This is a genomic window from Evansella cellulosilytica DSM 2522, from assembly GCF_000177235.2.
GTDB lineage: Bacteria > Bacillota > Bacilli > Bacillales > Salisediminibacteriaceae > Evansella > Evansella cellulosilytica.
Genome location: NC_014829.1, coordinates 3,675,083 through 3,688,570 on the forward strand (window position 1 = coordinate 3,675,083; position 13,488 = coordinate 3,688,570).

14 protein-coding genes and 1 riboswitch are annotated in these 13,488 nt (G+C 37.2%); of the genes, 3 read left to right on the forward strand and 11 right to left on the reverse strand.

Translation table 11 applies throughout. The features are described from left to right. The 11 genes from BCELL_RS17065 to BCELL_RS17110 form a co-directional block, all read right to left on the reverse strand. A complete protein-coding gene (locus BCELL_RS17065) occupies positions 1–687 on the reverse strand; it encodes a methionine ABC transporter permease (RefSeq protein ID WP_013490013.1) in 687 nt (228 codons plus the stop codon). Beyond that, complete coding sequence (locus tag BCELL_RS17070; RefSeq protein WP_013490014.1) at positions 684–1,706, reverse strand: methionine ABC transporter ATP-binding protein; 1,023 nt, start codon at positions 1,704–1,706, stop codon at positions 684–686. The genes BCELL_RS17065 and BCELL_RS17070 overlap by 4 nt, the downstream gene beginning before the upstream one ends. Before the next feature lie 217 nt (positions 1,707–1,923). Beyond that, a riboswitch (SAM riboswitch) is annotated at positions 1,924–2,032 on the reverse strand. 76 nt (positions 2,033–2,108) lie between these two features. Beyond that, positions 2,109–2,390, reverse strand: a complete 282-nt coding sequence (locus BCELL_RS17075; RefSeq protein ID WP_198283989.1) for a hypothetical protein — start codon at positions 2,388–2,390, stop codon at positions 2,109–2,111. A 121-nt stretch (positions 2,391–2,511) separates the two neighbouring features. Then, positions 2,512–3,789, reverse strand: coding sequence for an MFS transporter (locus BCELL_RS17080; RefSeq protein WP_013490016.1), 1,278 nt, complete (start codon positions 3,787–3,789; stop codon positions 2,512–2,514). Positions 3,790–4,610: 821 nt separating this feature from the next. Continuing rightward, positions 4,611–4,907: a DUF2553 family protein gene (locus tag BCELL_RS17085; RefSeq protein WP_049786655.1), complete on the reverse strand. Its 297-nt coding sequence runs from the start codon at positions 4,905–4,907 to the stop codon at positions 4,611–4,613. 134 nt (positions 4,908–5,041) lie between these two features. Beyond that, on the reverse strand, positions 5,042–5,425 hold the full coding sequence (gene gcvH, locus BCELL_RS17090; RefSeq protein ID WP_013490018.1) for a glycine cleavage system protein GcvH: 384 nt from the start codon (positions 5,423–5,425) through the stop codon (positions 5,042–5,044). Between the two features lie 137 nt (positions 5,426–5,562). Next, a complete protein-coding gene (locus BCELL_RS17095; protein ID WP_013490019.1) occupies positions 5,563–5,919 on the reverse strand; it encodes an arsenate reductase family protein in 357 nt (118 codons plus the stop codon). 53 nt (positions 5,920–5,972) lie between these two features. Beyond that, on the reverse strand, positions 5,973–6,128 hold the full coding sequence (locus BCELL_RS22680) for a hypothetical protein (RefSeq protein WP_013490020.1): 156 nt from the start codon (positions 6,126–6,128) through the stop codon (positions 5,973–5,975). Positions 6,129–6,370: 242 nt separating this feature from the next. After that, on the reverse strand, positions 6,371–8,152 hold the full coding sequence (locus BCELL_RS17100; protein WP_013490021.1) for an acyl-CoA dehydrogenase family protein: 1,782 nt from the start codon (positions 8,150–8,152) through the stop codon (positions 6,371–6,373). A 51-nt stretch (positions 8,153–8,203) separates the two neighbouring features. After that, positions 8,204–9,385, reverse strand: a complete 1,182-nt coding sequence (locus BCELL_RS17105; RefSeq protein WP_013490022.1) for an acetyl-CoA C-acetyltransferase — start codon at positions 9,383–9,385, stop codon at positions 8,204–8,206. Between the two features lie 24 nt (positions 9,386–9,409). After that, positions 9,410–11,797: a 3-hydroxyacyl-CoA dehydrogenase/enoyl-CoA hydratase family protein gene (locus BCELL_RS17110; protein WP_013490023.1), complete on the reverse strand. Its 2,388-nt coding sequence runs from the start codon at positions 11,795–11,797 to the stop codon at positions 9,410–9,412. Between the two features lie 284 nt (positions 11,798–12,081). Here BCELL_RS17110 and BCELL_RS17115 point away from each other — a divergent pair, with 284 nt between their 5' ends. The 3 genes from BCELL_RS17115 (at position 12,082) to BCELL_RS17125 (ending at position 13,480) form a co-directional block, all read left to right on the forward strand. Continuing rightward, on the forward strand, positions 12,082–12,363 hold the full coding sequence (locus tag BCELL_RS17115) for a hypothetical protein (RefSeq protein ID WP_013490024.1): 282 nt from the start codon (positions 12,082–12,084) through the stop codon (positions 12,361–12,363). An 18-nt stretch (positions 12,364–12,381) separates the two neighbouring features. After that, positions 12,382–12,756: a spore coat protein gene (locus tag BCELL_RS17120; RefSeq protein ID WP_013490025.1), complete on the forward strand. Its 375-nt coding sequence runs from the start codon at positions 12,382–12,384 to the stop codon at positions 12,754–12,756. 157 nt (positions 12,757–12,913) lie between these two features. Continuing rightward, positions 12,914–13,480 carry a methyltransferase family protein gene (locus BCELL_RS17125; RefSeq protein WP_157184215.1) on the forward strand — a complete coding sequence of 189 codons (567 nt, stop codon included), beginning with the start codon at positions 12,914–12,916 and terminating at the stop codon, positions 13,478–13,480. Positions 13,481–13,488: the final 8 nt, after the last annotated feature.

Here is a 13,488-nt window from a genome sequence, read left to right on the forward strand (position 1 = left end):
TTATCTTTTATCTAATCTATTGGTTAAACGATCGCCGATAAATTGAATAATAAAGACGATCAGTAACACAATCAATGTTGCCATCAGCGTAATGTCGGTATTTCGTCGTTGGAAACCATCTCTAAACGCTAAATCACCTAATCCACCAGCACCTATGACCCCAGCCATTGCTGTATAACCTACTAATGCGATGGCAGTGACTGTCAAGCCTGATACTAATGCTGGCATTGATTCTGGCAATAATACTTTAAAGATAATTTGTCTATTACTAGCGCCCATTGCCTTTGATGCTTCAATCACCCCCTTATCAATTTCTCTTAGTGCAATTTCTACCATACGAGCGTAAAACGGTGCTGCCCCTATAATTAATGCTGGTAGTGCAGCGGAAGGACCTAACATCGTTCCTACAATGATTCTCGTAAATGGAATTAGCAAGACGATCAGTATAATAAAAGGAATCGACCGAAAGACATTGACATATGCCGAAATAACACCTTGAATAATTCTGTTCTCCCATAGGTTACCTTTATCTGTTAAAAAGAGAAGTAAACCTAGTAATATCCCAAATAGAAATGTAAACAGCAGTGAGTATGATGTCATATAAATCGTTTCTTTTGTCGCATCCCACATGTTGGGCCATTTTACATTTTCAAATAATAAAATATTATAGATCGTTCCTATATTCATGGATGGATCACCTCCACTTGTACCTTTTGCTCACGGATATAAGCAATTACTCTCTCTAACTCACTAGCCTCACCGTCTACATTAATGAAAAGCGATCCATAGGGTCCATTTTGAGTTTGACTAATCTTCCCTTGTAAAATATTTACCGTAACATCAAATGTACGAATGATATTTGTAATTAAAGGCTTTTCTGCTTCTCTTCCAACAAAAGTTAACTGCAAAACATGACCGATATCTTCTTCCTCTAATAGATGTCTAATTGCTTCTTCAGTTTCTTCCGGTTCAGTCACTTGCTTCACAAACTCTTTTGTCATTTCTTGTTTTGGATGCTTGAAAACTTCTAAAACATTCCCTTGTTCTACTATTTTTCCTTGCTCCATTACAGCAACTCTATGACATATTTTTCTTATAACATGCATCTCGTGTGTAATTAAAACAACAGTAAGACCAAGCTTTTTATTTATATCTACTAGTAGTTCCAAGATAGAATCAGTTGTTTTTGGGTCTAACGCCGAAGTTGCCTCATCACATAACAACACCTTCGGGTTATTTGCAAGTGCTCTTGCTATACCAACTCTTTGTTTTTGTCCACCACTTAACTGTGAGGGGTATGAACCTCCACGTCCTTCAAGTCCAACTAAACGAATTAGCTCCTCAACCCGCTCATCACGTTCCGTTTTTGGTACTCCTTTAATTTCTAACGGAAAAGAGATATTTTCTTTTACTGTTCGAGACCAAAGTAAGTTAAAGTGTTGAAATATCATTCCTATTTCTTGACGTGCCGCTCTAAGTTTTTTACTTGAAAGCTTGTTCATCGTCTTCCCTGCTATCGTTACTTCACCAGAGCTTGGGGTTTCAAGCATATTTAACAATCTTATTAGTGTACTTTTGCCGGCCCCACTATATCCGATGATCCCGAAAATCTCACCTTCATCAATTGTTAAATTTATTTCATCGACAGCGGTGACTTTCCCATCACGAGTATTAAATGTTTTCACAAGATTCGATAACGAAATCATCTTCTTTGCCCCCTCTTTGGTTCTTTTAAAACTAGTTTTTTTTGTGTTGGCTCACTATAAGCCTTATAATCTATTATCCCTATACGCATAGTGCGGATTGTATATAGTAGAATGTTAGAATTTTATTATTATCTCAAGAAATTGTATTTTAATAAAACAAAAACCTTTCTGCTCTCACGAAAGATAAGCAGAAAGGTTTCTCTATTATGAAACCTACCCCTCATCTATCAAAGCATCACACTTTGCAGGAATTGGCACCTTTTCCAAGTCACCTTGGTGGTTGCCGGGCTTCATCGGGCCAGTCCCTCCGCCTCTCTGGATAAGAAAGTATTATTATTTTAGTAAATTAACATCGCTCTTGTGGAATCATATCACGGCTATAAAAAGAATGTCAATTATTTTTTACCGGAAATTTTTACTTAAGTAAAGGAGTGACTCTAGCAATAAAAGATCCTTCAGCTGACCACTAACTCCTAACTCACCTCTTTTTTTCATAGAGATGAGGAAGTCTTCTCCTTGTAGCAATAGCCTAAGTGATTCAATATCACCTTCAATGATGACATCCCCAACTGTATCTTTCACAGACTCAATGTCTATGTTCTGTCCATTAAAACGAACGATCCATTGCTCCTCGTCACAAATAAAACAAACATTTATGAATGCTTTATCTACTAGTTCATTCATATGAATTGACTTTCGAATTCGATTGACCGACGCTAAGAGAAGCTCATGCATCATCATCCCGCCCTTACTAAGGTTATACCTAATTGAGGTATTCTCCTTTTAAGGACAATTTCCCTTTTTTTTATCCGACATTTTCTATTTGTTTCTCTTTTTTATGCGGAATTTGTTTTCTAAAAACAAAGAAGAAGTAAAGCGTACCTGCTAAATAAAGAACACCAGTAATCGAAAATACGATTGCATAACCTGAATAAGCACCGTAAACCATCACAATTGTTGTAGAGACTGGTCCCATCACTGCCCATCCTAGCTGGAATACTGCTTGACCTACCGAATTTGCTAATCCTTTAATTGAGTCATCAACACTTCGCATCATAAGTGACATTTGAATGGGATTACCTGCGTTCATTAATGCTTGCCTAAATAAAAAACCAAATACTGCCCAATAAATATTTTGTGTATAGGCAGTGAGAAGAAGAAATGGAATGGATAATAGTTGTAAAATAACAACTGCTTTAACTTCTCCAACCTTATTCACGACTGCTGGACCTATAAGAAGAGCGACTGCTGTCATTGCTTGACCTGCAGATATGATAATCCCTACGAGTGAATGAGAGATTTCAAATCTATCTACGAAATATAGATTCAAGTATGGAATGACAAGTCCTGATCCGAAGCCAATCAGTATTTGTGCGATAGCAAATAAAATAATAATTTTAAATCCAGCCCGGTGTGTTTTAAATAAACTTTTAAAAGAACGATCTTGTACTGTTTGCGATGTTAGCTTTTTCTCTTCCTTTATTTTCAAGAAAGATGGTAAAGCTAGCACGACAAATCCAACACCAATCAGTAACGTCAAACGTATACTCCATAATGCATCAAAGCCTAAAATCAAATGAAAGAAGTCACTTAATGTACCACCCAATGTATTTCCTATGACGTTCACAACCATAATTATCGCAAAGTTAAAACTAAATAAGTGAACGCGTTGTTTTTCAGTTGAATTTTCAGCTAGCAACGGAATAGAGGAAACTTGAATAAATGCCATAAAAATACCTGTCATAAATGCCGTTCCTAAAAGTAGTATCTCAACGGAAAGAACAGCTCTAAGTAATAAGCTTAAAGCCGCAAAGATACCACCAATATAAATGAGCTTTTTTCTTCCAACCCGATCACTTAAAATTCCTGCTGGCAATAGTAACAGTGCTGTAGCGATAGATTGCATTGCAATAACTGAACCGTTCGTTTGGTCACTATATCCTAACTCACGAATGTAATAATTGTAAATGATCATAAAAATTCCCATGCCTATATGTGCAAATATAGAGCCAGTGAGAAATAAACGTACGTTGCGATTGTATCCCTTGAATTGATTTGACCAATCGCCTACGAATTTTGTCATGAAATTTCCTGCCTTCCACCTCTTAAAGTCAAAATATTTAGGTTACTTCGAGTCTCTAAATATATACTTATCATAGCCGATGGAAGAAAATTTGAAAAGATATTATTTTAATATTTACATGGATAATACTGTGAATGTTACTTAGGAAATAATAAAAGTGGCTGACTTAAAAGGTGAAAATTCGAAGAGCACTGAAAAAGTAAAAAACATGATTGTATCCTGTATTAATATTCATAAGCCATAATTTAAGGACGAATTGATGATCCTGGAGCAAGCGAGGTAACTGTCTCTTCCTCTACGCGCATATGCTTTGGAGCGTATCCGTAACTGTATGAGCATATAGAGAAATAACAAAAGAGAAAAAATGCTGATGGAGCAGCGTCGAGACAACTCGAAGCTTCATCAAAGAAGCGTCGCTCTTCCTGTGGAAAAGTAAGTCAGGGTGAGACACTGCAGAGCGAGGCTCGAAGCGGCTTGCCGACTCTCTACGAAAAAGCGAATTTGTGCAGGTCTCATCAACTTTTATATTCAAATGACCTTATATTTATTAGCCTCCCCTTTCAATCTAGGACTTTTTAAGTGCCATTGTGTTCTTTCACTTTTTCAGTGTTCCTTAGCAATGTATGTAGCCGTTGCAATCGTTAAAAAGCCTGATAGGAGTGAGTTTCTCCTATCAGGCGAGTGTAGCCATTGCAATACAATTAATAGGCACTGAAAAGTTGCTTTTTACTTTTTCAGTGGCCTCATATCGCCCCTTTTAAGTCACCCTCTTGGACAATTCTTGTGAAGAGTATAACAAGCATTTTTATGAAAAAAGGAAATTAGCACCAGCCCATGTCACAACCCTCTACATACGATTGTGGTTGTTGAGGTTTCTTCTCTTTTTTATAAATTTTCTCTTCATCTAAATCAAAGCCCTCTGCCATTTCATATAAATGTTCCTGTCCATTATTCTTGATTTCGCCTATTTTTTCTTTGTTTAAATAAAGCGCTGTTTCGCCATTACTTTCTTTTTTATGCTCCACTTTATCTGTTACATCAACACGAACTTCAGAAGCCATTTCGGTGTCTTGTTTATTGTCATGCACAGTGAAAAAATCTTGATCAATGTTCTTCAAAGCTAACACCCCTTCCTTACTTTTATGATTTACACTCTGTGCAATAAGTATGAAAGGAAAAAAACGTTAATATAAAGTAAGTTTGTTGTAGAAAAGACTAAAACGAGCTTCACTAAGCTCGTTTTTAGTCTCTTTTAGTCTTCACTTATCATCTCTTCATATGCTTCCGCTGTCATTAACTTATCTAATTCAGATGGATCTGTCGGCTCAACAACGACCATCCATGCTTTTTCATATGGAGATTCGTTAACAAATTCTGGTGATTCTTCTAGTTCTTCATTCACTTCAACTACTTTACCAGTAATTGGTGCATAAAGCTCAGATACAGTTTTTACAGATTCCACACTTCCGAAAGGCTCGTCCGCTTCAATTGTATCTCCAACCTCTGGAAGTTCTACAAAAACGATATCGCCTAGCTCTGATTGTGCAAAGTCAGTAATTCCGATACGGACTTTGTTCCCTTCAGCCTTTACCCACTCGTGCTCTTCTGAATACTTATAATCTTTTGGTAAGCTCATTATAAATCCCTCCATCATTATCATGTCCAGCTTGAACTGCAAAGTGTGTTTTTAAACATTATGTATGACACAGTTCTTATTCATACGTCATCTAAAACTATATTACAAAAAGACTTTGCAAACAACCTTAAATGGTGTTACTTCCAAGTCTCTTCAAAGGTTTCTTCTTTAAAACCAACAGTGACCTTCTCCCCATCAGTGACAATTGGGCGTTTAATTAACATACCATCAGAAGCTAATAAAGTAAGAAGTTCATCATCACTTGCAGTAGGAATTTTATCCTTTATTCCTAGTTCGCGATATTTTTTTCCACTTGTATTAAAGAATTTCTTTAATTCTAACCCACTTTTTTTGTACAAATCCGTTAATACTTCTTTTGATGGAGGGTGCTCAACAATATGAATCGATTCATACGTAATTCCTTGGTCATCTAACCATTTTAAAGCATTTCGACATGTTCCACATTTAGGATATTGATAAATAGTAGTACTCAAAATAAAAAACCTCCTTTCTAAAATAATATTATATTATTTCTCAAGCAAATTCACTATTTTGCCTCATTAATTTTTTTTACATCTTGAGGAGGCATTTTATAAGCTTCTTGTATACCCTCAATTGGACCTTTATCTTCAGATTCCGTTGAAAACTTATCAACTGCCTCAATACGGTACCCTTTTATAAATTCATTTGCTGGCTTTTTCATGATGTTGGGTCCTCCCTTAAAATATTTTTTTTAATATATGCAGCAAAAGAAAAAAATAAAGCTTTTCCACCAATTTATGTATTAAATTAATGATACGTTACTGATGAAAAGCCTAAAAGTATAGAAAGCATAAGTGAGTCACTCAAGCTCTTTGCTTAAGTGACTCACTTTTAGAGAGGAGAATGTCCCTTTCTTATAAAGGACAAGTCATATTTAGTATTGGGGCAGGGGAGTGCCCCAAATTATATAACGTATTTTTCGGCTTCAATAATCGCAGCAGCAATTTCACGCTTCTTCGCCACTACATTTACAGGTGTATGACGAGTGAGTTTTTTCAAAATAGAAAGCATAGTTCGTAGGCTATCGCCATCCTCTAACGCCACTAATGATTCCTTTGCATACGCTTCGATTCGATTAAAAGCCTCTTGTGTAAATACTTCCGTTAACAATAACTTTTGCTTTGCTTTCTCTATGCCAGTTTGATTGATTGCTTTTTCCGTTCTTAATATACAAGATTCTATACTGAATATATCTGATACAATGTCAGCTATATGAGATAGTAACTCTTGTTCTTTTTGCAATTTCTCTCCATATGTTTGAACAGCCGTTCCAGCTACCATCATAAATATTTTTTTCGCATTTTCGAGCAAATATCTTTCTTGCTCAAGCGGATCATCCCCAACTTCTTGCGGCATCATCATCATCAGTTCCTCTTGAAGAGATCCCGCCTGCTCAAGAAGTGGTAATTCTCCCTTCATCGCTTTTCTCATAATTGTTGCAGGGACGAGCATTCGGTTTATTTCGTTTGTCCCTTCAAAAATACGATTAATACGGGAGTTTCTATACATCGTTTCCACTTCATATTCTGCCATGAATCCATATCCACCATGTATTTGAACTGCTTCATCGGCAACAAAGTCTAACACCTCTGAACCAAACACTTTATTTAATGAGCATTCAATCGCATACTCTGCAATCGCTTTTCCGACAGCTTTACCATCTTTTTGTTGTTCTGCAGATAAAGCTTGGAAAGCTTCATCAATGAGGCCGCCAGTTCGATATATTGTACTTTCAGCTGCATACGTTTTGGCAGCCATTTCAGCTAACTTTTTTTGAATAAGTGTAAATTTGGAAATTGGTCGTTTAAATTGTTTCCTTTCATTCGCGTACTTTGCAGACAACTCAATACCTAATTTCGCTCCACCAACACAGCCAACTCCTAGCTTCCAGCGCCCAATATTTAAAATATTAAATGCAATCACATGGCCTTTACCAATCTCGCCTAACACGTTCTCTATAGGAACGAGGGCATCCTCCAGAATTAAAGTTCTAGTGGATGAACCTTTAATTCCCATTTTCTTTTCTTCTGGACCCGTTGATACCCCTTCATAATCACGTTCTAATATAAATGTGGTAAATTGTTCTCCGTCCACTTTCGCATACACAACGAAAACGTCAGCAAATCCAGCATTCGTTATCCATTGTTTTTCACCGTTGAGGACATAATGAGTACCAGCATCATTTAGTTTTGCTGTCGTTTTTGCACCAAGTGCATCTGACCCTGAGCTTGGCTCCGTAAGAGCATAAGCTGCAATTTTTTCTCCACTAGCTAATTCTGGTAAATACTTCTGCTTCTGTTCTTCATTACCGAAAAAAACGATAGGTAATGTACCAATCCCTACATGCGCACCATGTGAAAGAGAGAAAGAACCTGCTAATGCAAATTTTTCTGTAATTAAAGAAGAACTAATTTTGTCTAAGCCGATTCCACCATACTCTTCAGGGACGTCTGCTCCAAGTAAGCCGAGCTCTCCCGCTTCCTTTAAAAGCCGCACTGAAATATCAAACTGATGCTCCTCAATTTTTTCAATTTCAGGTACTACTTGCCCCTTCACGAAATCCTCTGTCGTTTTTGCAATCATCTTATGCTCATCAGACAAATCCTCTGGGGTAAATACACGTTCTGGCGAAAGTTCTTCTAGCAGGAACCCTCCACCTCTTACCGTTTTATCAGCCGTATCCATCGTTTAGTCCTCCTTTGAAATATAGTAATCTATTACACTTACTTCTGATGTTTATTGAATTAACTCAAACACACCTGCTGCTCCCATGCCACCACCGATACACATTGTGACAACACCAAACTGCTCTCCCCGCCGCTTCATTTCATGAATAAGACTCAAAGTCAGCTTTGTACCAGTACATCCTAGCGGGTGACCTAAAGCTATTGCGCCACCGTTCACATTAACTTTTTCACTATCAAGTCCTAAATGTCTGATTACTTGAATGGCTTGTGAAGCAAATGCTTCATTTAGTTCAAATAACCCGATATCTTCTACCTCTAATCCGGCCATTTTCACGGCACGTGGAATTGCTTCAACTGGACCGATGCCCATAATTTCTGGCGCTACTCCAGCCACTGTAAAAGAACGGAATTTAACGATCGGTGTTAACCCAGATTCTTCTGCTTCTTCACGATCCATTACTAATACTGAAGCAGCTCCATCACTCATTTGTGAAGCATTACCGGCTGTTACTGTTCCTGTCGTACTAAATGCAGGCTTTAGTTTTGCCAGTGTTTCAACTGAAGTATCAGGGCGAACTCCTTCATCCTCTTCTAGTACAACATTGTTTTCTACTAACTGATGTTGAAGATTAATTGATCTCATCGTCACTGGTACCGGAACAATTTCGTCTTTAAATTTTCCTTCCTTCAACGCCTTCGCTGCTCGTTTATGACTTTCTACAGCAAAGGCATCTTGATCTTCGCGAGTTACGTCAAACCTTCGCGCAACTTCTTCTGCAGTGTGTCCCATACTCATATAATACTCAGGTGCTTGCTCAACTAAAGTAGGGTTAGGTGCAATGACATGCCCCCCCATTGGAATCAAGCTCATTGATTCTGCTCCACCAGCAATGATTGCCTTTCCATATCCGAGCATGATCCTTTCTGCAGCGTAAGCAATCGATTGTAGCCCAGATGAACAATATCTATTTACCGTTATCGCTGGTACGTGATCGGGCAGACCTGCTAACGCAGATATATTACGTGCCATATTCATGCCTTGCTCTGCTTCAGGCATCGCACAGCCGATAATAACATCATCAATTTGAGATTGATCATAATTATTCGCTCTCTTCAATGTTTCCTTTATCGTTATTGCACCAAGGTCATCTGGTCTTACACTTCGAAAAGTCCCTTTTTTTGCTTTACCTACAGGTGTTCTTGCACCTGCAACGATAACTGCTTCTTTCAAATGATTCCCCTCCTTTTTTATCGATTAATTACGTAACGGTTTACCTTTTGCAAGCATGTGCTGCATACGTTGTTGTGTCTTTGGTTCCCCTACTAGACTTAGAAAGGCTTCTCTCTCAATATCTAGTAAATATTTCTCATCTACTAATGATCCTTTCGGTACACGTCCACCAGCAAGAACAAATGCGAGCTTCTCCGCTATTTTCAAATCATGATCTGAGGCATAGCCACTTAAATGCATTTGCTTTGCACCTAGAAGCATCGTTGCATATCCTGTTTCCCCAACAACAGGGATCTTTTCTCGCTTCGGTGGTTTATAGCCTTGATCAAATAAGAATTTAACTTTATTTTTTGCTTCATGTAATAAATGGTCACCATTTATGCTAACACCATCTTGCGGTCGCAAAAATCCATATTGTTGTGCTTCCTGTGCACTTGTTGAAACCTTCGCCATTGCAATCGTTTCAAAAACTTGGTTTGCAACAGCTTGTAAATCAATTTTGGCACCTTCTGGTAAACTTTGAATCTGTCTTAAATAAAGCTCTTTATTACCCCCACCTCCAGGGATGAGGCCAACACCTGTTTCAACTAGACCCATATACGTTTCTAGTGATGCTTGAATACTAGCAGACGGTAAACAAATTTCTGTTCCTCCTCCAAGTGTCATACCAAATGGTGCAGTAACGACCGGTTTTGCTGAGTAGCGTATGTTTGCCATTGCTTTTTGAAATTGACGAACAACAAGATCTATTTCTGGAAAATTCATGTCTTGTGCTTCCATCAAGATCATCATTAAATTTGCACCGACACAGAAATTTTTACCTTGGTTATTAATAACAAGTCCTTTATAATTTTTCTCAACTTCATCTACAGACTTATTAATCATTTGTAAAACGTCTAATCCAATGGAGTTGTTAGGAGACGTAAATTCTAAACATGCTACATCATCACCAATATCTATTAAAGAAGCACCTGCGTTCTTCATAATAACGTTTTCATCTTCTTTTAACGCCTTTAAGTAAATGACTTTTTCATTTAAGTCCGCTTTTACATAGGAACCTTCGGAATAGTATTCATCAAACGCTTGATAAAAATGGGTAAGTCCTTTATCGAGCATCTCCTTTACCCAAAGCGGAACCTCTTCACCTTCTTCTTCCATTCGCTTTACCGATTTTTCTACACCAATGGCATCCCAAGTTTCAAACGGTCCCATCTCCCATCCAAAGCCCCATTTCATAGCTAAATCAACTGAATGGATGGAATCTGCCACTTCATGGCACACTTCTGCAGAATATAGTAATGCAGGCTTTAGTATACTCCAGACTAACTCACCAGCACGATCATCCGCATATATAAGCGCTTTCAATTTATCCTGTTTCGTTTTTGCTTGTTTACTTCGTTGTACAGAAGGCGCTTTTAACTTTCTTCGTGGTTCATACTCCATTGTCTCAAAATTAAGCTCAAGTATTTCGCTTCCTTTGTCTGTCTTCTTTTTAAAGTAAAAACCTTTCCCTGTTTTACTACCGAGCATATTGTTCTCGGCCATTTGTTTCATAAATGCAGGTGGATTAAACACCTCTTTTTCTTCCCCGTTCACCTTGTCATATACATTTTTTGCAACATGTAAAAATGTATCTAAACCAACTACATCTAACGTACGGAAAGTTGCACTTTTTGGCCTTCCAATTGCTGGACCTGTCACAGAATCTACTTCACCAACTGTATACCCTCTTTGCAGCATTTCTCGTACAGTGACTAATAAGCCATATGTTCCAATTCTATTAGCAATAAAATTAGGAGTATCCTTCGCTTCTACAACACCTTTTCCTAGAATGTTTTCTCCAAATGAACGCATAAACTGAAAAACTTCTGGAGACGTCGACTTTGTAGGAATAATTTCAAGTAGCTTTAAGTATCTTGGTGGATTGAAAAAATGAGTTCCTAAAAAGTGTCTTTTAAAATCATCCGACCTATCCTCCGCCATCGCCTCGATCGATATACCTGAAGTGTTAGAGCTTACAATGCTTCCCTTTTTCCGATATTCGTCTACTTGTGTAAACACTTTCTTCTTGATTTCTAAATTTTCAACAACTACTTCAATAATCCAATCAACCTCAGCAATTCGTTTCATGTCGTCCTCTAAATTACCGGGCTGGATGAGATCTATATTTCCTTTTTTTGCTAAAGGTGCTGGTTTTTGCTTCTTTAGCTTTTTTATTGCCTCAGTCGCTAAACGATTACGAACGACTTTATCATCTAAAGACAATCCTCGTTTTTCTTCCTCCTTATGCAGTTCCTTTGGCGGGATATCCAAGAGTAACGTAGGTATACCAACGTTAGCTAAATGAGCAGCAATACTTGACCCCATAATCCCTGAACCTAAAACAGCAACCTTTTCAATTCTGTTTACCATGAAATACCTCCCCTTTTGAATGAATACTCATTCATTTTTATTGTAAAAAAATATACTAAGAAATCTCAGGCATTAGTTCAGTTACACTTACTATATAAGATTTTTTCCTGATTAGCAACCGATTTAACTTAATTTTTTGTAAATTAAAACTATTCTCTTCTTTACTAAGTATATGTCAGATGTTTGAACTTTATGAATTGAAGTATATCGCTTTTTAATAAGAGTACAATAAAAGCGTCTATGTAATTGCATAGCTAATAAAGCAAGTAAGGGAGGACTTACCAATGCAACAGCAGCAACAAATGGGACAACAGCAACAAAATGTTATGCCACAACCACCTAATATTATAACGACGAAGGACCATCTTTATATTACTGATATGCTTGCTTGGAATTTGTTAGCAATGAAGAAAGCGCATCACTTCGCCTCTCAATGTCAAGATCAACAAATTGCACAAGCATTAGAGGAAGCTGGTAAGATGCATTATAACCATTACCAAACATTAATGACGCACTTAGATCAACAACAGCAGCAAGCACAAATGCAACAAAACACGATGCAATAATGGAGGGAGGCTCTACTTATGAATAATAATCAAATGCAAAATCAAGGAAATCAGCAACAATCATCAAAAATTCAAAATCCGAAAACACAACATCCTGAAACCCCACAAATGACTGATCGGGATTTCATCAATGATATGTTAACGACAGAAAAATACATGACTGATGCTTATTCTGTGGCGATGAACGAAGCAAGTCACGAATCTCTTTATACTGACATTCAAGAAAACTTTATACAATCGCAACAATGTCAGCGTAAGCTCTTTAACTTAATGTTTGAAAAAGGTTGGTATAGCTTTGACGCTGAAAAGCAGCAAACACTTCAGCAATCGTACCAACAATTTTCTGGCTATCAAAACCAAATTCCATACGCACAAAATAACACGATGTCATAAGTTTATTAGGCACTGAAAAAGTGATGTTCTTTCACTTTTTCAGTGCCCCTCTTCTATTTCCACTATTTTTCATGATGTAAAATTTACTTAAATCTATTCCCAAGTTTTTGTGAAAAATATTATTTTTTTGGCTAATTTTTTTATTGTTGCACATTCTATGTATATGAATATTACTAGTATCTTATTTATTACACTTTTAATTGCGTGGTTTGTGGAATGGTTTATCTTTCAAGAATCGACCGGAAAAGAAAAGGAGGTTCACAATAGAGCATTACTATTAAAAGGAATAGTAGCTATTACGGTACTTTTCTCCATTATAGTTAGTGTTTTATTACGTAATGTTATTGGACAACAGATGAGTTTTTCATCTATTATCGGTTTGTTTTTGTTAGCACAGGGAATCGTCCTTAGATATTGGACCTATTTTTTAATCAAGCCTTACTTTAGTAGGTCAATAAGCAATAATGACGTGCGCCCGTTATTTAGTCATGGACCATTTCGCTTTTCACGCCATCCTCTTCATAGTGGATTATTTCTCATCACACTCGGCATTGGTTTGTTTTTAAGTGGGCATTGGATGTCCATTTTGTGTACTTTCCTCTTACTAGGTAGTGCGTTGCATTACACTATGATAATGGAGGAATCAATATTTAAAGAAAAGTATGGCGATATTTACACATACTGGTGCCGCCATCGTTATCGACTCGTTCCATTTTTATATTAGGCTTTTTT

Coding starts and splice junctions, on each gene's coding strand:
- BCELL_RS17065 (WP_013490013.1), bottom strand. CDS start 687: ATGAATATAGGAACGATCTATAATATTTTATTATTTGAAAATGTAAAA.
- BCELL_RS17070 (WP_013490014.1), bottom strand. CDS start 1,706: ATGATTTCGTTATCGAATCTTGTGAAAACATTTAATACTCGTGATGGG.
- BCELL_RS17075 (WP_198283989.1), bottom strand. CDS start 2,390: ATGAATGAACTAGTAGATAAAGCATTCATAAATGTTTGTTTTATTTGT.
- BCELL_RS17080 (WP_013490016.1), bottom strand. CDS start 3,789: ATGACAAAATTCGTAGGCGATTGGTCAAATCAATTCAAGGGATACAAT.
- gcvH (WP_013490018.1), bottom strand. CDS start 5,425: ATGAGCTTACCAAAAGATTATAAGTATTCAGAAGAGCACGAGTGGGTA.
- BCELL_RS22680 (WP_013490020.1), bottom strand. CDS start 6,128: ATGAAAAAGCCAGCAAATGAATTTATAAAAGGGTACCGTATTGAGGCA.
- BCELL_RS17100 (WP_013490021.1), bottom strand. CDS start 8,152: ATGGATACGGCTGATAAAACGGTAAGAGGTGGAGGGTTCCTGCTAGAA.
- BCELL_RS17110 (WP_013490023.1), bottom strand. CDS start 11,797: ATGGTAAACAGAATTGAAAAGGTTGCTGTTTTAGGTTCAGGGATTATG.
- BCELL_RS17115 (WP_013490024.1), top strand. CDS start 12,082: ATGCAACAGCAGCAACAAATGGGACAACAGCAACAAAATGTTATGCCA.
- BCELL_RS17120 (WP_013490025.1), top strand. CDS start 12,382: ATGAATAATAATCAAATGCAAAATCAAGGAAATCAGCAACAATCATCA.
- BCELL_RS17125 (WP_157184215.1), top strand. CDS start 12,914: ATGTATATGAATATTACTAGTATCTTATTTATTACACTTTTAATTGCG.